This window comes from Neolewinella antarctica (assembly GCF_011927835.1).
Classification (GTDB): Bacteria; Bacteroidota; Bacteroidia; order Chitinophagales; family Saprospiraceae; genus Neolewinella; species Neolewinella antarctica.
In genome coordinates this window covers 421110-442400 of sequence record NZ_JAATJH010000005.1, presented here as the reverse complement: position 1 = coordinate 442400, position 21291 = coordinate 421110, and the positions used below count along the sequence as shown (strand labels likewise).

Here is a 21291-nt window from a genome sequence, read left to right as displayed (position 1 = left end):
AGCCGTTTGTGCACTAGCGGACGCCGTGGTAATTAAAATTAATAAGCAAAGAATACGAAACATAAAGCGAGAATATCTAATGAAAAGCACAGATGACCTGTTTGGTTGGAAGCGCTCGCGTCATGGATACCAGCCTTTATCCCAGCCCTGGCTAAGCAGATTACTTCCACTTTTACTCTGGTCGCTCAAGTCAACGTAGTGCAACCCATCCAACAGTGGATCCAGCGTGGCCATGGCGGGTCGTCCACACCGTTTTCCAATCTTTACGTCAACGTCGAATTTTATCTTGAAAATAATTCTGATGCCTATTTTAATGGTCATGCTCAGATAAGTAGGGTTGGGAAGATCACCGTCTACTTTTACGCCAAACGCCAGATCGAATGGCCCTTTCCCTCCTTTTCTGGCCTCTACGTCCGCGTAAGCCCAGAGGCGCCCCGTTGCCCGCCAGCCTTTGTGCCCGTGGGGCGATTTGCGGCTGTCGGCGGTACACCGCGTATTATTAGCATACCGCAATAATGAGATGTCGAAGCCAGCGCCGAGCTGCCCCTTGACGTAAAATTTATGGAATTTCTTCGCTTTTTTCTTCCTATGGATATTAGCGTGAACCTTAGCTTTCACAAAAGCACCAAACGCAAACCCGCTGCCCTGCGCCATTTTGCTGGACAGGCCGCCACTTCGGTCGTTTTGCTGCGTGCTCTCCCCAAACCAAGCCGCTACCTCCGGGTCGATCGGAGGCGGGCCGGGAATATCGTTACCCATCATAAAGTAAGCACCGGCGGAACCCGTAATTCCAGCACCCAGGCGGATGGCCACCTGTACGGGATACACCCGCGTCCCCGTGTTGGCTACGATTGACCCGTCCGTGTACCCACCCACGTAGATGTGCCAACGGTCCTGTGGTTCGGAGATTAGAATATCGATCATCCCGCCACCTTCGAGTTTGCCCTCGGCGGCGGATACGCGCGCTTCGAAGGTGCCCTGGAATTCGAAGCCGCGCTCGAAATTGAGGCGTAGAAACACTGCTCCCAAAATCGCATCGCGTTGATTACGAATTGCGCCCTCGCTGTCTTTACGGGCTTCCTCCGTCTCCTGAGCTAAACGGCCGACCTGCTTCTCCATACTCTCCTGCTTCTTCGCCATCCAGCTATTAGCCTTAGGGCTAACCACCTCAATGCGGCCGTAGAACATGATGTCCTGTAGGCCCGTCCCAGAAAAAGCCAGCTCCAGCGTGGCAACCCCGTCGAGCGTCGTGTTCGGCGGTGGCGAGCGAAAAGCGAGGGAAGCTTTGAGGCCCAACGTAATGCTTTCGTTGGGTTCGTAGCGGACGCCACTGCTCATCGTTCCGATGCTTCCGTCGGACCCGTCGAGCAGATTCGCGCCGACCATTTTCATGTGGTAATACGCGCCACCACCGAAGCCGTTGGCCTCCAAGACGCCGGGGATCAGGGGGATACCTACTTTATCTACTTCCACGAACCCATCTACGTACCAGTATTTAAACTCGGTCTGTCCAAACATCGCGTTGAGCTCGACGACAACGAGTGGTGCGGCCGGGTCTGGCCCAACGCGCACGGAAAGCGACCCCTGAAAACCCCGGCCGTAAGTGGGGTCGGCTTCAAAAACATTGGCGTAGCCCTCCACGTCGAGGCCCGGTGTTTTAATCTTTACAAAAATCTGCGCGACCGTAAGCCCGTCGCTCCTAAACCTGGCGACGCGTTGGTTATTCGGGTCGTTGGGGTCTCCGTAATTGTCGGGGTCGAGAGGGTCGTTACTGTAGGGAACTAGATCGGGCTTACCGAGGATGGCGATGTCCGTGCCCGCGCTGAAGCCATTATCGCCCTGGGCGGCTAAGTTGAGCCGAACGCTGACGTTCAGCGCGATGCCGTTTTCTCTATTCGTCAGCCGCATGTCCGCGACGGGCAGGGGGTAACCCAGTAGCGTGGGGCTAGAAGTAAGTTCCAGGCTTCCACCTTCTAGCAGGCCGATGGGTTTGCGCACGTCCGTCGAGACGAACAGTTTCACAAAATCTATCCTCGGCGCTTTGATTGTTTGCTTGTCCGAGGGTAGGCTGGAGTCGTCATCTTTGCTACCGATTTTACCCTTGATCGCCGCGTAGCCAGTCAGGACGGCGGACGGTTTGAAGCGGCCGTTGATGACTTCGATGTCGACATAGGAAGAGGAATCAATACTGACCTCCGCCATTTTGAAGACGTCGAATTTGTAGCTCTTCTGGGTTTCCACCCGGAAGTTGTAAGTCTTGTCGGGCGGGTTGATGAAGGCACTGTAATTAAAGGCTTCGTCTTCCTTATTCAAACTAATCTGAAGTTCGCCCCCGAAGCCAAAGGCTTTCACCCGGTTAGCCAGGATATTCACCCGCAGCGTATCTACCGTGAACGCCCAACCATCCATATTTCCTAAACTCAGGACGTTCTCGCCGTAAAAATTACCACTCACACCGACCCCAAAGTCAATCAGGAGGTGTTTGACGCCGACTTTTACCCGGCAGTCATTGGCTGCGCTGGTCAGCGTGTCGGGCTCTTGCGGGGTTGTTTTGGGCGCGGTCGCGGGTGCCGGGTAGTCTGGGTAAAGCAGAGAAGTATTTCCAGTGGTGACCGTGGGAACTCCCGCTGCGCTGGGCCCCCGATCCCGCAACGTGAGCGGGGTTCCGCCGTTGGCGAACGCGTATTCGCCCGCCTGGTCCAGCAACAGCATGCCCCTTCTGTTGCCCCCGGGCGGGTCGTTGCTGGCCGTACAGTCTTCAAACTGGCGGGGCAAACTTATGCTGAGTTCTTCGATGTAGATGCCCCGCCACAAATTGAGGTTACCGGGCGGCAGGTAGCGCTCAGCGTAGCCTTCGGGCAGTTGCATTTTGGCGCTGTTGCGGTAGTCGCTGAAGTCAAAAACCGCGTTCGTAAGGTTGAAGCCAACGTCGGGAAACTTCGTGAGGACGAAGTCGGGCAAGTTGACTTCGAAGAGCATATTGTTCCAGTCCTGCACGACGGTACTAAAGCTGGCTTGCACCCGTTGCCGCCCCTGGGGGACGCCGCTCTCGTCGGTCGGCAGCATCCATTCCCGGCTGAACAATACGTCGGCGGCCAGGCCCATTTCCACGAAGCCGTCGCAGTCGATGGTGACGTAAGTACCCGCATCCTGAGTCGTATTTCCGATGCTTTCCTGCCGCCAGGATTTGAGGATAAAGGCGGCTTTAGCGGAGTTTTTGGTCGCGATGGGGAAGTCACCGAGCAGCCCGATCCGCGCGTCGCCGACGATGCCGCCGTCGTGACTGAATTTCAGATCCGGGGTACCGAACAAGAGTTCCGTGTACTCCGTAGTGCCGGCCCCCTCGATTTCCCGCTGCGGTAGCTGAATGAGCACGTACGTTTCCAGTTGTGCGTAATCAGGGTGCAACTGCAGCTTGTCGAAAGCGATGTAGATCGGTACGCCGCTGATGGTGTCGCCCAGCACGACGGGGAAGGTGATCGCCTCCAGGTTGTCCAGTTTCTGGATGAATTTGCCGATGTTGACGGCGGTTTTTATTTTTTGGCGGATGGTGTCTAAGCGGCCTAGGGATTCGCGGGCGTTTATTATTTGGGTTTGTAGGGTGGTTAGGGAGTCGGTGGTGTTTTGGTTTGTGTTTTGGGCTTGGAGGCTACTTAGGCACAATGCACACATCAAAATGGAATACAGGAATAAGGCCTTCATGAAGATGGTGTTAACTACGTAATCAAAATAGACACAAATATAAGATTAATTCGACGTAAAATAGTCCTCCAAAATACTGTTGAGATTTTGAATTTCAGCTAGCGTCACGTCGGAAAATTTTTCGGCTAGACAGCCTTCGCCCATTCTATCCTGAACGTGTGAATTTCGGCAATCGGACAACTCCCGCAGTGTGCGGTCAGGGGCTCGCGTATACCCGATCCTGAGTAATGACTTTACGGCCTTAAGGCTCATATTTTTTGCTAGGACAACTTCCGGAAATGAAATAGGGCTGTCAATTTTATCAAGTAAAGACGATATCCCAAGTTGAAATACACTGATTGTATCTTCTGCGCCGGAGAGTCCGACACTACATACCTTACCTGCTCGCATACTACATAATTCATATGGCTAAATATGTTAAAAAAGAAACTGCTATTTTGACACATCTTGCGCACGGAAAAATAGTTGCTGAGTCGATTGCCTCATAAATTTCTCCAGAATTTCAGTTGATGCTTGATTAAGCGGACGCGGTTTATACACCTGATACACCGTTGGTGTCGAATGAATAAGTTTCACTTTGGAACTTGGCAGCGCTGAGTAATAGTCTTCACCCACTTGGCTGCTGACTACTCCTAGACTAAGTAGGCACGAAATAATTATTCCAATTAATGTTTTCATTAAACTTGATTTGTGTATTCAGCAGTCTGCTCCTTAGATAATTTGGTATCACCATTAAACCATGATAAGTAGACCTCGACGAATGCATCAAGAGATACTACCCCTTCGCTAGCCACAGCTTGATGGTACCTGCTTAATTGCTCATTAGAAGTTTCTCCCGTGAGGATTTGGTGCAGCACATCTTTTTTTGTCGACGAGATAGCTACCGACAACTTCACTTCTATCGGTTTCTCATCTATATACCAACGCCCATCTTTCTTAATCATACGCATCATTACCAGTTGACCTGTGCCATCTGACAGTTGAACACATGAAAACTTTAAGTAGCAAGTTGTATCGGTACTTCCCTGGAATTCAATTTTGTATTGTGGCTGAATACCTACATTACCCTGGATACTCGTATTCACCGCATTTACGTACTGCGCTGGAATCGGGAACATAAACCTGGCATCTCCTCGAAGGAATAAGCTATTTAGCAAAACCGTGTCACTAGCTGACATCAATTTCACAAGAACACCTTCTGGATATGATGTTGAAATAGTGTATCCGTCAGTTTGACGCAAGATGATGTTCCCGATAGGGTAATTCAATAAGACAGCATTCTCTTTAACTTCATTTACAAGAAATACAGTCGTGCTATCCACCTCTTGCGCCTGTATGTTCACCTGGATGATCAAGAATAGGGTCAGTAAGAATAAATGTTTTCTCATGTAGACTATTGTCTTCCAAAAGAGTCTAACAGTTAGCAGGATAAGAGGTATAAAAAGTATGAAAGAAATGTATATTTTGAATTGATTATCATCTTTCCATTCCTTACAATCTTCTGGTTGCCGCAAAAAGGTTTTACCGTTCGGTAAAAAATACACCTTCGCTTCATATAATGTATCTCGGTTGACAATAAATTCATTATCTCGTGGATATTTATCTGGAAAAAAAACATGGAAATGTTCATCTGACAGCTTTACTGAAGTATTACCATATGTTGAAACACCCTTATAATAAGTGTAGGAATAAGCAGCATCTCCTGATGACTGCTTACCGGTAATGCTGATCTTGTCAAATTTAACATCATCACACGTGTACACGACCGATTTTGGCCATGTAAGGATCATTGCAAATGCTGCTAGAACTATTGCCACGATCGTAACAATCACGATAGAACTATCTGGATGATTCATGTTGATTATAATTGCCACGGGTTAGAGTTCGGCAGCATCCATTCCCGGCTAAACAATACGTCGGTAGCCAGGCCCATTTCCACGAAGCCGTCGCAGTCGATGGTGACGTAAGTACCCGCATCCTGAGTCGTATTTCCGATGCTTTCCTGCCGCCACGATTTGAGGATGAAGGCGGCTTTGGCCGAGGTTTTGGTCGCGATGGGGAAGTCACCGAGCAGCCCGATCCGCGCGTCGCCAACGATGCCGCCGTCGTGGCTAAATTTGAGGTCCGGGGTACCGAACAGGAGTTTCGTGTACTCCGTAGTGCCGGCCCCCTCGATTTCCCGCTGCGGCAGCTGGATGAGCACGTACGTTTCCAGTTGTGCGTAATCGGGGTGCAGTTGTAGCTTGTCGAAGGCGATGTAGATCGGTACGCCGCTGATGGTGTCGCCCAGCACGACGGGAAAGGTGATCGCCTCCAGGTTATCCAGTTTCTGGATGAATTTGCCGATGTTGACGGCGGTCTTTATTTTTTGGCGGATGGTGTCTAGGCGGCCCAGGGATTCGCGGGCGTTTATTATTTGGGTTTGTAGGGTTATTAGGGAGTCGGTGGTGTTTTGGTTTGTGTTTTGGGCGTTTAGAGGCAGGCCGATAGTAAATAATACACCTAACAGAACAAACGCAGCAAATTTTAGGAGGTGCATTATTTCTTATTTTTGTTGACGACCGACAAAATGCAGTCAATGTCATATAATCCCTGGAGATGTAGCATTTCACAATCTCCGAACAATTGTAAATCGGGACCCAATTTATTGTCACTTGCTGCGAATGCTGATTGGAATTTCCGGAAGTTCAAGTTCTTAACTAGTCGTGATGGATTAGATGAATTATTGATGGCTTTTTCTTTTAATGATTGAATAATTTTCAACTCACCATCCGTCACTACGGCTACACCTATTGCAGTAAAATTTTCACCGTTGAATGTCGCTCCTTCTATTCTGATAAAATACTGCTTACAATCCACAGTATTTGGCTCAGCGCAGATCCCATAATTTGGGTTTAGGCTGCGTATAATTGCAGTTGGAGCAATCTCAACTCCATCGAGAAGTGCTACATCTTTTATAAAATTTGAAAAGGCTTTTGCTTCATAGATGCTCAAGTCAATCCTTGCAATTGTTGAGGAACTGTCGATCAGCGTTATTACGGCGGTATCCCACGCCACTACTGAATGATAGATGATCTCGCTATTAACTACCGCCGTGGGTTTAGGAACACACGTAGACCAATCAATTTGACTTCGCAATGTTGCCCCTGATAACAGCCCTAAAAAAAATAGTAATGTGATTTTCATGATTAAATTTTCTCTACGTAATTCTTGATTTCGTAATCGAAAAACTCCGTATTTTGGTACCAGTACATGAAATATTGTCCTAACAGACTCAAGTCTAGTTTTTCATCCGTAAAGACCTTTTCTTTAAGCTTGTTAAGGTCATCGCGATTGGGGTCAAGTAGACCCATCAATACATCCTTCTTGAGGTAGGTAAGAGCGAATGTTATGTCGGCCCGGGTGGGCTTTGTTTTTAACAAGTACTTGTCCCCAACCTTCTTTATTGCACAGAGCGCAGCGATATTGAAAGGAACTCTCTGGTCAACGATTCGATATCGGATAAATGTAGTTACTTCGCCTTCGTACAAGTAGACAAGTTTTAGTACTGGTCTAAAATAAAAGTCTTCGCTTGCTGATTTATTTAACGTGACGTAATGGCGTTCTTTTTTGTATTTACGCTCAACACCATTTGGTTCAGCGTAAAAGTCGACCCAATCGTTTCCAGTGGAGTTAACCATAGCCTCTAGCACTTGTTCTGGATACTGTAGGCTTATGTCATTTGTGTCCAGGTTGGTACGGCGAATTAATGAGGTGGTATCATATATATAGGTATATACTGTATCAATTTTGGTTTGTACGGCGTAAGTTGGAAAGTTAATTCCAAGCTTTGGGGTTTGCGCGGTCAAGGCATTTGGAGTTGCCGAAATAACAATGCAAACACCCCACCAAAATAATTTTTTGCCTCGCAGCAGTTGTACTGCCGGCCAGATCAATAGAGTCATTGCCAGCAAAAGTTCCGTAGCCATTGTTTTTATATTTATATTCTTTATCTCTGAGAGAGAAAGCACTCTGTCTGATTTTTCGAAGTAGCATACTTTGCTGCAGTATCCAGAAAAAACGTATCCGCTTTTTTCAACATCTAACACTGCCTGCTGTAGGGCGGCATAGTCTTTAGTTCCTATCAGATTTGATAGATAAACTTGTTCCCTACATCCGTCCGAAAAAGGTTCACTGATAAGTACTGGGGCATAGTATCCACCAGTCGCAGGAGGATAACTTATATCAACCATCTGTAACGTACATCTATCGTTTTCAGTAAAGTAGGGATACCTTACAAATACAATAATACCAATTGACCAAGAGAATGATGCAATCAGAAGAATGTTAAACAATCTACTAAATTGGGTCTTGAATGAAAAATTGTCACTGTGATTTACCACCGCTCAGTACGTTTTTCCGATAAAGTCCACGGATAATTGACATCTACCACGTCCCAATCCCAGCCACTCAAAAAAGGTATTCTATCCAAAGCGGTTAGTTTAACTTGTAATATTACGGTGAACACTGCCGGGCCGTGATTTAATTCAAATATCCATTCTCCTTCGGAAATATCTGATATTGACCTCGGCTCGTTTATTTCATATTTTATTTTTCCTTCAAAAGGGTAGCTTAATTTACCATCTCCACTAATTTGGAAAAGATCTTTAGTTGCGTCTTCGATGAAGTCCTGAAATCCAAGCGTAGCCCCACCTGCGAAAGTCAACTTCCCAGTAAATTCTCCCGCCAGTTTATCCAATCGGTAGCTGTTTGAAAGGTAATCAGCAGCGTGATCTTTTGAAATGGTTGGTGCCACAGTTAGCGCAAGACCGCCTTCTATACTGATGTAAAAATATGCTTTTATGATAGGGTTTGGCCAACCAAAAAGAGGTATGGTTTTTTTTACTAAGCGGTAAGATCCGCCTAGTCCAAACTTGTATAGTTGCCTATATGATGGACTCTCTTCATCTTCCTTGTTGTAATAAGCCACATCAGCTTTCCACGACAGATTAGAGAAAAAACTTCCGCTAGGGATTACCTCTGTTTCAGTACCACTATTTGTAGTTGAAGTGCCATCCCAAGCAGGATTTCCGTAGTAATCATACCCGTTTTCATCCGCCCCCTCCGGAAATTGATCTTCAACTTTCTTTCTTTTCTCTTTCGCTTTACTTTTTAGATCTGTAAGGTTTTGAATTTTATCTGCTGCGGACGAGAACTTTGGTCCTAATTTAAGTGGGAACTTCTCAATAAGCTTTGTAAAATCGAACGATCTTCTGTTTTCGTGCAAAAAAGCGGCAGATATTGATTTCTGCTGTTTAAAAGCTTCATACGTTACTAGACCTTCGAACCGATTGACATCATTGACACCGCTAAAATCCATTTCCTGCAGCACCTGAATATAGGAATCAGGATCTAAAAAGTCGAAGTCGTTGAAGGCATCCGATAAACTTGGCCATTCGAAAGTACCAGGAAAATAATTATCAGCAAACTTAAATTCTCGCTCATTATCTCGCCAGAGGACTTTTCGTTCATCTAAATTATGCGAGTAATTCCATTTCGGTTCCTTCGCACTTGGGCTATATCCACCACCTTGCAACAATATATTCCAAAAATCTTGGCTTTTAGGTTGCGGAGAATTATAGATACCTTTCACTTTCAGCGAGCGAGTATCTTGATTGCCATTAGTGGTTACAAAGTAAATGGTTTGGCCTTCTTTAGCTTTGCGTTTAGGTTTCCAATTGAATTTTTCCGTTTCTGCATCATAGTAGTTAGGAATAGCTTCTAAACCTACTAGTTCCCTGCCGCACACTATCTTAAGAGCACTGCTCTCAGCATTACTAATGGTGCTCTCATACGCTGGATGACCAAGTGAAGCCCTGGCAAAGTGATCTTCACATCTTCCGTCAGGTGTCCACTCGTATACTGGTAAATCGTCAGGTTTGTGTAAGTAATTACTCACCACATTATCAGCATACTTGCCATAAAATACCTTTATATTTATGTAGGTACTTGCAGGCAGGTAGAATAGAGCATAGTTGTTATATATCTCAATTTCAACGGGCTTTTCCTCATTTGTTTGATAGGTGTCTTTTCTAAACTTGATTTTTAAGTTGACCGGCATGATGTGCACGACCGTGCTCATACCATCACCATAATCGACATCAATTCTTGACAACTTAGTATAGTGGTCCCGATGAAATCTTGCACTAACACTTTTACCTGAATTTTGGCTGAGCATCTTTATACTACCGGGAGATTCTGACCAAGTTACATTGGTCACAGCATCCCGACTATTCACTCCAAAGACTAACTCTATCGGTTGGTTTTGGCTATATTCGTTCACCAAACCTTCCTGCTCGTCATCTATGTAAATGGTATCGTTATTTACGTACTGAATACCATCGTGCGTTATACTTCCAGTCATTACGTACCCACGATCGGTCATCGCTCGGTACAACTCATCAATGTAGTCCTGTAGGTAGGTGTCGTTATCCCCCGCGGCCAGGTCAAAACCAACTAGCGATCTGACCTGCTTAGCTTTGATGCGATCAATACGAACCACGCTGCCACCGAACATCAAGTAGCGGTTTAGTTTGTACTCCGTTCCACCTTCAGAATTGAGGAACATCATCGCCATGTAGGCAATATGGATGCTGTTCTTATTAGCCCACGTCTTGAAGTGGCTCTGAACGAATGAAACATTGTTACTCATCAAATCGTCCAGTTCCGCCTGCGTCAACTCGCCGGAAACCCGCCGGTAGGGTTCTTTCAGGTGAGGAATTAACTCCGCTTCTTCGTAGTTTTCAAATTGGTCGCTAGTCTGGGCGTAGTCCGCTAGGTAGCTAACCCGTACTTCTTTGTCTTCGATGCTGGCTAATAGGTCGCCTTGTTGCTGTAGAAGGTTATCAGAAAACGTCTTCGGAAAATTTATTAAGCTGATGTTACCGTATTGCTCCACCACATCTTCTCCAGCCGATAGCTTCTCAGTTAAGCTGCGAGTATCTATTTTATTCGGGGGAACAGTTGAGTATCCCGCCTCAATGTTTCCAGACAGCAGTATCATCACCAATAAAATCCAGTAAGTAGTCTTATTCATATCACTCACCAATTAAAAATTGAATCTTAGCTAAAAACATATTACGCGCGACCGTTCGCAACCGATCCCTTTCCGGGCCTTCCAAAATATTTATCTCCGGATTGTCGTTTTGTGCCGCATCTACCCCGTCGCGAATGGTTTGGTAAATATCTTCATCACCCTCCCGTAAGGAAAGGGCGAGCTCCTTCAACTTGGCGTGGCTGTTCAGTTTGGCGTCCGTTGTGGTGAAAATACTCTCCATCACTAGCGTGCGCGCCGTGCGTTCCAGCGCTTTGACACTGGATTGATAGCCCGCCGTGCCGGTGGTTATATCTCTATTCGGGGAAGAAGGGATCGTTCCGGAATCATACTCTTCAACTTCTAGTTCGAAGTCGAACGATTCATCTTCAGTACCGCCGCCACCCAAAGGTGCGTAATTATCAGTCAACTTAGCCTTCGCTACGTCGTAAGCGGAGCGGTAATCGCCGTACGTTGGTAACCGTTCCCCCTCCACCTCCACCACCGCCTCCCGAATAATATCCATCGTCACACTCTCCCAAATCAACGTGTCAAACCCGGCAATGGTACTATCTAAACTCTCGATCAAATCCCCCATCCCAGCCTGCATGACGACATCACAAGCCTCAATTTCTTCATCCGTGTTCGCCCGCTCAAAACAATCCAGAAAAGCCGTCATTTGCCGGATGGCGTAGGGAGAGAGACTCCCCGGGCAACAGGTCATTAGCTTTTGCATCTCGATAATTTGCTGCGCGCGGGCCAGTTGGTCAAGAATGCCCGCTACTTCCATAACGGCATTCAGAATGCCCTCAGCCCACGGGGGGAGGATGTCTAAGCCAGCACCCCCAAAACCCATGTACCCATCAGTCATTCGCGCCTCATCGTTCACAAAAATGTTATCGAAGGTAAACTTCGCCTTGGCCTTGTTGAAGTAAGGTACGGAAATCGTTCCTTCGCCGGTAAAGCGACCGTTTCCACCCTGCACCCGCGTCAGCGCCACCTTAAAATCGTAGGCCATGATCGTATCACCCACCGACAGACCGGCCATCGGCGTCTGGTTGCTCACGTCCACGTCCGTCAGCACGCCACACGCGTACAAACCATTAGCCAAACTAACCCGCTCCACCCCAAACTGCCCCGGCACTCCCGCCAGCACCCCGCCGTCCCGACAAACCTCAGCGACCCGGTAATCGTACAGTTCCCCCCGCAGCACGTTCTCGACCACCACGTAGGGCTCCGCGACCGGTGGGAAAGTAATCCAACTGTTGTCTCCTTCGGTCGCCAGTTTATACTGAAAATCGTACTGGTTCACGCCCGCGCTCGGGGTCCAGGTGACCTCGACGGTGCTTTTGTCGAGCGTGTTTTCCACGAAGTTGACGGGCGTGGCGCATTCGTCCGTCTGGAAGGAAGTCCACGCGCCGTACTGCCCGTAGTCCTGGGAGCCGACGTAGCGGCCGTCATCGTCTTGCTCGCCCGCCCACGTGCGGTACTGGAAGCGGGTCTGGACGCGGTAGCGGTAGTTGGTGTTGGCGACCAACCCCTGGGCGCGGTAATCCCGCCCTTCAACGAAAATTTCGCGAACCGGGTCGTTCGTCGCCCGTATCCCCCTCCGTTGGGCGGGCCCGCTCTTGTCAAAATTATTCAGTTGCTCCAACTGAACCTGGGAGCCGGTCCAGCAACCACTGCTCGCCCGCCAGTTCAATTCTGCGGAAGCGCTCAGCAGATTATCGGCGACGGCGTCGCTGGGCGCGGCGTCGGAGCAGAGAGTGCGTAGGCGGATCGGCGCCGACCAGTCCGTCGTCACGTCCGTCGGGCACTGGGCGCGGACGATGAGTTCGTAATCCGTTGCGATCGACAGGCCTAGGGTTACGCGCGGTTCATCGACCAACATTACTTGCCAACTCGCGTACGGATCTACCTCCGGTGGCGGGGCGTTCGAAGTGGTTGAAGTTGTGGGGTTGCCCGGCGCTCCGGGAGATCCTCCCCGTATATCTCCCATCGTTTCCGTTCGCGTATCAAAACCCCGGCCGGTCATGGCCGCCTGGTTCTGGATACGGTTGTCCAGCGCCGCGCGGCCGCTCGTCGGCCGGTAACGGACTTCCCACTGACTGACGGAGCCGGTCGTGGCCCAGGCAATCGTCGCGGTGTTGGTTTCCAAGTTGGTGACCATGAGTTCGTCGGGCGTGCGGCAATCGACCGGCGTGGAGAACTGGATCGTGTCGCTGGGCGGGGAATCCTGGCCGGAGCGGCAGGTGCTGGTGGCGCGCAATTCGTAGGTCGTCAGGTCGTTCAGCGAGTCGAGTTTGCCACCGCTTCGGCCCGTGCCGGACGTGAGCCAGTCGGTGTCGCCGAGGGCGCGGTAGTCCAGTCGGTTCCGGGTTAAAGTCGGGGAGGTCCGCCGCAAAATCACGAGCGTAGCGGTCGGTTGGGTGTTGACGGCCGCTACCATCCCCGGCGGCGCGCAGTTGAGTGTCGCCGTGTCGGTCGCCGTCAATTCGCTGACGTTGACGCTACAGTTACTCTTCAGGTTATAGTTGTATTCGGCGCCACCGATTAGGCCATCGATTAGCATAGTTGAATCGGAAGTACGTACGCGGTGTACCCCGAGGGCACGTTGGGCGCGGCGGCGAGCACTACGGACGCGGCCACCAAAGCTTCTTATTAAGGCATAGTAATTAAGTCGAGTAGCGTTCTGGTATGTGACGACCGTTTCGGTAGCGTATTCCGCCGGCGTCCAGGAGAGAGTAAATAGGTCCGTACCGACTTCACTGATGATTACCTCCGTCGGCGGAGCACAGGCCGGTAGCGTGGTGAACGTCACCGTCTCGCCGTAATTCGACCACATCCGCGCGTCGCAGTAGTAGCGCACCCGGGCTTCGTAGTTGGTGTTGGGCAGCAAGTCGCGCAGGCTGAGGTCAGGCCGGCGGCGCTGCCGGCTGAGGGTCCAGTCCGCCTGTCCCACCGCGCGGTATTCGAATACGAAATAGCGGGCGTTTTCTCGATCGGCGGTGCTCAGTATAGCGGAAGTGTCCGTTATTTCGGCTACCGCCAGGCTATCCGTCAGACGACAGTTGAGCGAGAAGAGCACCGGGTCGGACCACGCGCTGAGTGCCGAATCGGCGCAGGCCGTCCGCACGCTGGCGGCGTAGACCAGGTACTTATTCAGCCGTTGGGTGGTCGCTAGTTGTTCCGGGAGGTAATCGTAGTTTTCCGCTGCGAAGTTCCCCAGTTGACCCGGTTCGAGGGCCAGGCGGTTACCGAATACTTGCATTTCGTAACGGCCCTCGCTCCGCTCGGCTACGTTGCCCGGCTCCCCCCAACCGATCAGGGCGGACCCCGCGTTCATGGCCACCAGCACCGGACTGAATTCCGCCCTACACCCCTCAAAATCTTCCACCCACGTAGTACATTCTTGCGTTCCGTCCACGCACGTGCGGCAGAACGTGAATTCGTACATTTCACCGGGTTCGAGTAAGGTGACCGTCGTTTCGGTTGCGTCTTTCTCCAGGGTAATTCCTCCCACGGGAACGCGCTGGCCCTCGGTACTCCGGGCGGGCGGGGAGTCGTTGCCGGAGGGATTGCCCGGGTTCATTCCGGGGTTGGGCGGCGCACCTCCCGCCCCGGGGACGCGATCATCACCACCGAGCCCGTCCTCACCCGCTTGCTCCCTCCCGGCCGGTGCTGCTCGTTGATCCCGTTGCTGCCCTCTCGGGTCGGGTACGATGCGCGCCCAACTCAGGTAATATTTCTCCACACCCGAGAGCGCACTCCAGACCAAACGCACTGCATCGCCACCCGCGGCGAGCACTTCCGGCTGCACGACGGGGCTACAATTAAGGCTATCCACCGCCGTGGAGTCCGTCGTCGTGGTGGTGTCGGCCGGGGCGGTCGGGTCGCCGGCGATGGTTACGATCTGGCAGTTTTTCGTGCCGTCCGGGCAGTCCACGCAGAGTTCGATTTCGTAACCCGCGCGGCCGGGGCCGTTCGCTAAGGTGGTGGCGTACGTATAGGCCAGCGTACTCCCTTTTATCCGCTTGCGGGGTAGTGTTCGGGGGGTATTATCCGGCGCGGTTTGCAGGACGAAGCGGCCGTCGGGGCGGCGAACGGTAATTGTATGACCGGACTTCGGCGCTTTCCTACCCTGCCAGTTCAGTTGGAGCTGCTCATCTACTCCGGTAAAGACCGCCCGAAAGTTCCGGGGCTCGTAACAGTCCGGAGAAATGACCACCGTTTCGTCGGGCTCCCCGTAGCTGAAGCGGGCGAATTCGGAAAAACCGTCGTTTTTGAAGTTGGCCCGCCCGGTCCGGTCGATTACCCGGACGACGTACGCATAATCACGGCCCGGGGTGAGGCGGCCGTCGTACACGGACCAGTTGTAGAAAGACTCGCTACTCATGGTTTCCACGGTATTGACCGGCGCGCCGAAGGTGGCGATGTCGATCGTCGAGGCCCCGAAGTAGGGTGCTTCCCAGACCGTCAGCCGGTAAAAAACCGGGCCGGCGGCGGTGTGGCCGGGGAGCCAGGCGAAGGGCACGACGTCGTCCGGGTTGGCCTCCACTTGCCGGTCCGGAACGAGGTTAAACGGGGGGTCCTGAAGCTGGGCGAGCGTGAGGCCACAGGCTTGGTTGGAGATGCCGGGCAGGTCGGGAAAATCCGCGAGGAAGACCTCGGCGCAGAGTTCCACCATGCCTTCCTGGAGGACGATCCCTGCTTTCCCAAAATCCACGGCACCCGCGTCCGCGCCCCTACCTTCTAAAAACGCGCTTTCGATCAGGGCGTCGAAGAAAGGACGGAGTTGCGCGCCGGTCAGCACCAGCGGAATGTTGGGCTGCAACGTCAGCATTCGGCGGTTGGCGGGGGCGGTGCGGAAGTCGACGTTGCTGCGGTCCTTGATGCTCAAATCGAGCAAAACGGGTAGGTTGTCGCGGTTACTGCCGGCGCCGTCGTCGAGGAGGAGCAGCGTCACGATCGCCGCCCCGGGCTCGGTGAAATCCTCGGGGTAAACGCTGTTCGAGTTCAGCACGACCGTGACCTGCACCGGCGTGACCTGAGCCGTGAGGCCCAGCGAAAAAAGAACGGCGATGGCGAGGAATATCCTGCTCATAATCAGAAGCTTAGGCCGTACTGGAGGCTGATTTGTCCGTCGGTATAACCGGGGCGGAAGTCGGTCGTGGCCGCGCTGATGAGGGAAGTATTGAGGTCGATCGATTGCTTTTCACCCAGCTCGTACCCCAGCCCGCCGTTGACCTGCACGAGGGAAGCGCGGTCGGTACCGCCCAGCGCCGGGTCGCGAAAGGACGTGGACGTGAAACTGTAGGTCGAGCTCACCCGCAGCGTCAGTTTTTCCGCCAGCATCGTGCGCTGGTAGCCGAGCGTGGGGCCGACGGAACTGAGGTTGACGACGGCCGTCTCGTTGCGGTGAAAAAGCAGGGTCGCGTTGAGGCCGTAGTTGCCATCCTTGGGCTTAAGGTTGTAACCCACCATGGCGAGCACGAAGTTGCTGCGCTGGTCGCCCTGCACTTCGTCTTCGCGGATGAGGTCGGCGCGTTGGAAACTGGCGTTGGCGAACAGCGTCTGGCTGCCGTCTTCCCGCAGCAGGACCGTCGTGCCCGCCTTGGCGCTGAACTGCGTCTGGGCGATGACGATGCTGTCGACGATCTGGTTGGCCTGGTTGATCGTCCGCAGGCGGTTGGTGGTCGTGAAGTTGCTCACGCCGAAAGTGTTCGTCACCCGGTCGCTCACCTTCCAGCTCGCGTTGACGTTGCCGATGAAGCGGTTTAAATTTTCGGCCTGGTCGCCGTTCAGGTTGTTGCGCTGGAAGCCGACGCTGGCGGTCAGGTTGAGTTTGTTGTCGAAAAGCGGGGCGCGGGCGCCGGTCGTGATGCGTTCCACGTCGTTCTGGAAAAAGAGGCTGCCGTGGGTCCGGTAGCCGGGGGCAATGCGCTCGTACTTAACGTCGAAGGTGGCGAATTCGGGGCTGAAAACGACGCTCCCGTTGTAAGCGTTCGCGCTACCGGTGGTGGTGCGGGCGTCGAAGAGGCCGAACAGGTTCAGACGGCCGTCCGGGTCGGCGAGTTGGGGGCTGTTGACGTCCCTCGTCAGGGCGGATTGCGCGTATTCCACATTGAAGCTGACCAGGGAAGAGAGCCGGTGACTGCCGCTAAACGTAAGGACCATGTTGGCCTCGGGCTGGATGCGCCGGAGGGAATCGGTCGTCCCTTCGAGCTCGTCCTTGCTGCTGAACCAACTGACGGTCGCCGCCGTCCCTTCCTGGTTATCAAACCCGAACTTCACGCCGGTCGCCATGCGCCGGTAGCGGGTGTCGAGCCCGGACTGGATGGCAGTAATGTCCTGAATCCGCGCCCGGCGGAGTTTACCGCGCATGGCCGCCACGTAGAAATTCCCCGGTTTCAACTCGAAGCCGCCGCCCCGGAAGTTGATGCCGGAGAGGCTGTAGGGGCTAAAGGTCAGGCTCCGATCGCCACCGTGCAGGGTAATCCACTTGTACGTCGGACTCAGGCCGATGAAACTGTAGCTCGGTAAATTATAGAGTGTATTCCGGCTACTGATCGCGGCGGAAAAGGGCAGTTGCATCCCGAGCAGGTCGAAGTTGAGCCCAGCGTTGGCGTTCCAGGTAAAGGGCGCGTTGCGGGGCCTGGCGCCGGAGCCACCGTCGTCGAAGTAGTTGTAGCCGAGGCGGGCGCCGGCGCGGCCGCGGATCTTGAGGTATTCGCGGTCGGCGAGGCGCTGCTTGATGTCACCGAAGAAGCCTTCCACGTCCTGCGCGGTGGCGGGGGTGGCTAGTAGGAGGGTTAGGATTAGGTAGGTTAGCTTGTGCAAAAGCTTGGTTGATAAGGGAGCGCTGAGGTGTTGGTTTAAGACTAAAGGGGGGGGAAGGAAGACGTAAGGTAGGGAATGTTTTTTTGCGCGGGCGCGGGTGCGGGGTTTATTAGGTGTCAAAGAGCTCCTTTAGGTATTCATCCGTGCCTCCAAAATCATTCTTGAAACTATAGTGGGTTAGTTAATATCAACCTGGGTAGTTTCGACTACCAAAGTCAGGGATGTTAATTGTACTCAACCAACAAGAGCGTTGGCGATAAGGCGCTCAATATTCATGTATGGACGTAGCATTTCCAGAACTATTTTGAGCTTTACACACAGCAAATTATTGATTTATCCAAATAAATTATGTTGGCCCATCAGGCGCTACTGTCGGGGCATTCACTACTTCAAATTTATCGTAATTAACAAATTTAACGCCAGAAATATTAGCGGCAATTAGGGCTTTTTCAAGATCATTACTGACATACGCAGCGGATGGTGAATTTGGTATTAGGTCAAGGTATTCGTTAAGCTGGTACCGACTTGTTCTTTGGCGCTCGTTGGGCATCAACAGCTTTACCATTTTCCGAAGATCCGCTGACGAGTTAACTTCCTCCAAGCCGCAGATAAATTTTTTACTATTTCGATCATAGACCTCAAAAACGCTAGCCGTGTAACTGACGTAAGTTAAAAAGTCTTCTTTCAGTAAGATGATCACATAATCCTCTCTTGTAGTGATACGTTGATTTTTCCCAGTTATCTGAACTGAAAAAGTATCGAACCGTGGCAGCTTGTGTTTAAGTAATATTGCGTGAGTGGCTTTTGAGATGAGAAACGCCGTGGTGTTCGCATTCGCTCCGGGTAAGTGCCGGGAGGCAATCGTAGCACAAACCCTCATGACATCGGGTAAGGCACCTAGTTGGTCAGCCGTCAGTGTGCCCGTCGGGTCCACTAGCTTTACTACTATTTGGCCATCCTTGAGTTCGACTTTATTTTCGTCGACCAGAAAACTTGAGCTGAGGTCGACCATTAGTGTGGATAGGGGGTGCATAGGTCTGTTAATATTCAGATTATTAAGTACTTGGACAGTATTATTTTGACATTTTGACGAGCGAAGCGAGCTGCCTTTGCTCCCCTCTGCCTTCGGAGAGGGGTTGGGGGAGAGGGTTACAGAATATTCGTTTAATATTGTCCAGATACGTACGCTGATGGAACGTGCTTTCCGGTAGAATCTATCTTCCGCAAAGGGTTGAGCGTAATCATCCCCTTGTACGCCAATTTAGACACTTTCATCAACCGAATACTAGCGCTGGATTATGAATGAAAACACTCAATTCTCAAAAATGTCCAGTAGTGCGCAGCTTAGTATATCATCAATACTTTACGATGATGTTTGAATAATTACCATCAAACGTTACGGTGATTAGGGGGTTTGACTGTCGTCTCACCTCTGCTACCACACGGCTACTCAAATTAGACGCGCACAGTAACCCAAACTCATGAGTTGCCGCCTTGTCCACCATGGCTAAAAAACTACGGTGGTAAGTAGATGCTGAGGAATTTGCAGGGTGAACATTAGTCCGGTCCATATGGAGGAGACTTATTTCTTCAGCACTTAACCAGTTAAGAATGCCGCTACCGCCGTAAGCACTTATTGTTCCTGGACGGGTTGTCATCATTTTATTTAAGCACTCCTCTGCTACGCTACCCTTTATGGCCACAACGTTTTGCGTAAGTATATTGCGCCCGAGGATTAGGTAATTATCGAGTTGGGCTACTTCGGTGAAGAGCAAAATGCTTAGTTGCTCAGCGTAATCACATAAAATGAAGTCATATTTTTCTTTAAAAACTATATACTCCGAACGTTTACGTGACAGCATAGCCTCATACGTTTCGCCATTTCTTTTTTCTAGACTCTCGATATCTTTTAGCTCAGTATGAACGATGTAATTCTCTTCCATATTTTCTAGAAGTTCGCGCAAGCTTTGCGAGTTTGCAGGTGGGCTATTTTGCATGAGCTTTAATGACAACTTTTGAGGGGCCTTAGGTACTACATCGTTTTGATATTTATTGAAATCGAAGAAGTGTAGTGTATTCCAATTGCTCATATATAATGCTTTGGTTTTGTGTTGTTGGTTATAGTCTATAAGATGTTTTTCAGCCGTATCCCATAAGTCGGTAAATTAACACGAAATATTATCAAACAGTGGACTCGATTGACTGATCGCTAACGGAATGAAGTTGAGCCATATTTACCCGTAGAGCACAAGATAAAGTACGATTTACGTAACATCATGGACGCCATATTATGAACAACCCGTACTTGGGCACAATGGCACAATCCACCCGTTGATCTTCTTCCTTATCGAAGCGTTTTCCTATTATACTAGACTCGGTGACCCCATTTGAAATTTTGGAAAGTCTATTTTCTGTCCTGCAAAGCAAGAAATATATGCGGCTGCGTAGTCCGCGGGAATTGGGTGAAGGGTCCCGCTTGCTTAGCAGGCTTTCTAACGAACCAGGGCGGAAAATGAACGAGCCAAAATTACCTGGGATGACCGATCCTATTATATCAATACACAAAAAATAGCTGCGCATTAGATCGCCTACGTTGACAAAACTTAGTACGATGTAAAACCCTCATAATTTCTTTTCAGAAAAGTAGAATCTTGATTATAAGTATATTTTAAGAAGAAAGAAAATCCTGATGTTTCAATACCCTTTTCGAATGCAGTCAGGCAGTCACACGGGTCACTGATAACACCTATAAAGTTTATGAAATGAGAATTATTGGATCGAACAGAGTCGACGAAAACCCTAAATTCAGTTGTGTCTCCCCTCATTTTACCTTCATTTTTTATAAAGAAAAGGGATGCGGGAGGGTTAGTTTCGATCATGGTTTTACATATTATACCAGCGCATTCATACTCATGCATGTATCTATTATAGAACAAAGTGTCAACTTCGGGCGTAATTAGTGCCGGTGGGAGGACAATTGGTTTGTCGTAATTGCGCTTCAGAATACTTCCTAACCTGCTGGCTAAGAGAAAAAAGACTATAATGTAACCGATTATTTTTAGGAAATTTTTCATGGACTAAATAATTTTACTACCAATCGTTACTCTTAATTATGAATCTTCCGGTGCCATTGATTACGTGTAGTTCTCTAACGTTTCCTAGATCAAAAATTGATATTTGGTTAGATCCAGTTCCGATTTTGGGCAGAGCAGCGGGGTCTGCACTAGAGGGAAGGTTAGCCTTACTTTTTAACGCATCAATAAACTATTGCTTAGTAAAGGTAAAAGGCGCGTTGCGGGGCCTGGCTCCGGAGCCACCGTCGTCGAAGTAGTTGTAGCCGAGGCGGGCGCCGGCGCGGCCGCGGATCTTGAGGTATTCGCGGTCGGCGAGGCGCTGCTTGATATTACCGAAGAAGCCTTCCAAGTCCTGCGCGGTGGCGGGGGTGGCTAGGAGGAGGGTTAGGATTAGGTAGGTTAGCTTGTGCAAAAACGCGGATAATAGGGTGAGGGCGCGGCGTAGGGGGGGGGGCCGACCGACGTAAAAACATGACAAAATAAGGCAATAAATTCGAACACGGCGCGGCCGCGGGTGCCGGGTAGGTGCGTAAGGGCTGACAATGATGTACTTACGACACTTTTGGGCATGGGGTGGTGGACCCCATGTATGATGAAGGGGGT

General features: G+C 50.6%; 12 protein-coding genes. All 12 read right to left on the bottom strand.

Features of this window, described 5'->3' with window-relative positions; all coding sequences use genetic code 11:
- Positions 1-120: 120 nt before the first annotated feature.
- The 12 genes from GGR27_RS15705 to GGR27_RS15650 all read right to left on the bottom strand — a co-directional run bounded on the left by GGR27_RS15705 (position 121) and on the right by GGR27_RS15650 (position 21100).
- A complete protein-coding gene (locus GGR27_RS15705; protein WP_168039016.1) occupies positions 121-3702 on the bottom strand; it encodes a hypothetical protein in 3582 nt (1193 codons plus the stop codon).
- A 432-nt stretch (positions 3703-4134) separates the two neighbouring features.
- On the bottom strand, positions 4135-4380 hold the full coding sequence (locus GGR27_RS15700) for a hypothetical protein (RefSeq protein ID WP_168039014.1): 246 nt from the start codon (positions 4378-4380) through the stop codon (positions 4135-4137).
- Positions 4380-5558: a hypothetical protein gene (locus tag GGR27_RS15695; protein ID WP_168039012.1), complete on the bottom strand. Its 1179-nt coding sequence runs from the start codon at positions 5556-5558 to the stop codon at positions 4380-4382. The genes GGR27_RS15700 and GGR27_RS15695 overlap by 1 nt, the downstream gene beginning before the upstream one ends.
- 5 nt (positions 5559-5563) lie before the next feature.
- Positions 5564-6241, bottom strand: a complete 678-nt coding sequence (locus GGR27_RS15690; protein ID WP_168039010.1) for a hypothetical protein — start codon at positions 6239-6241, stop codon at positions 5564-5566.
- The gene (locus GGR27_RS15685; RefSeq protein WP_168039008.1) at positions 6241-6888 is read right to left on the bottom strand and encodes a hypothetical protein; all 648 of its coding nucleotides are present in this window, start codon (positions 6886-6888) and stop codon (positions 6241-6243) included. Before GGR27_RS15685 ends, GGR27_RS15690 begins: the two co-directional genes overlap by 1 nt.
- A 2-nt stretch (positions 6889-6890) precedes the next feature.
- Positions 6891-8036, bottom strand: a complete 1146-nt coding sequence (locus tag GGR27_RS15680; RefSeq protein ID WP_168039006.1) for a hypothetical protein — start codon at positions 8034-8036, stop codon at positions 6891-6893.
- 41 nt (positions 8037-8077) lie between these two features.
- Positions 8078-10777: a hypothetical protein gene (locus tag GGR27_RS15675; protein WP_168039004.1), complete on the bottom strand. Its 2700-nt coding sequence runs from the start codon at positions 10775-10777 to the stop codon at positions 8078-8080.
- A gap of 1 nt (position 10778) precedes the next feature.
- Positions 10779-15878: a fibronectin type III domain-containing protein gene (locus GGR27_RS15670; RefSeq protein WP_168039002.1), complete on the bottom strand. Its 5100-nt coding sequence runs from the start codon at positions 15876-15878 to the stop codon at positions 10779-10781.
- A 2-nt stretch (positions 15879-15880) separates the two neighbouring features.
- On the bottom strand, positions 15881-17614 hold the full coding sequence (locus tag GGR27_RS15665) for a TonB-dependent receptor (RefSeq protein ID WP_168039000.1): 1734 nt from the start codon (positions 17612-17614) through the stop codon (positions 15881-15883).
- A 346-nt stretch (positions 17615-17960) separates the two neighbouring features.
- A complete protein-coding gene (locus GGR27_RS15660; RefSeq protein WP_168038998.1) occupies positions 17961-18626 on the bottom strand; it encodes a hypothetical protein in 666 nt (221 codons plus the stop codon).
- A 343-nt stretch (positions 18627-18969) separates the two neighbouring features.
- A complete protein-coding gene (locus tag GGR27_RS15655) occupies positions 18970-19704 on the bottom strand; it encodes a hypothetical protein (RefSeq protein ID WP_168038996.1) in 735 nt (244 codons plus the stop codon).
- Positions 19705-20878: 1174 nt separating this feature from the next.
- A complete protein-coding gene (locus tag GGR27_RS15650; protein WP_168038994.1) occupies positions 20879-21100 on the bottom strand; it encodes a hypothetical protein in 222 nt (73 codons plus the stop codon).
- Positions 21101-21291 lie beyond the last annotated feature (191 nt).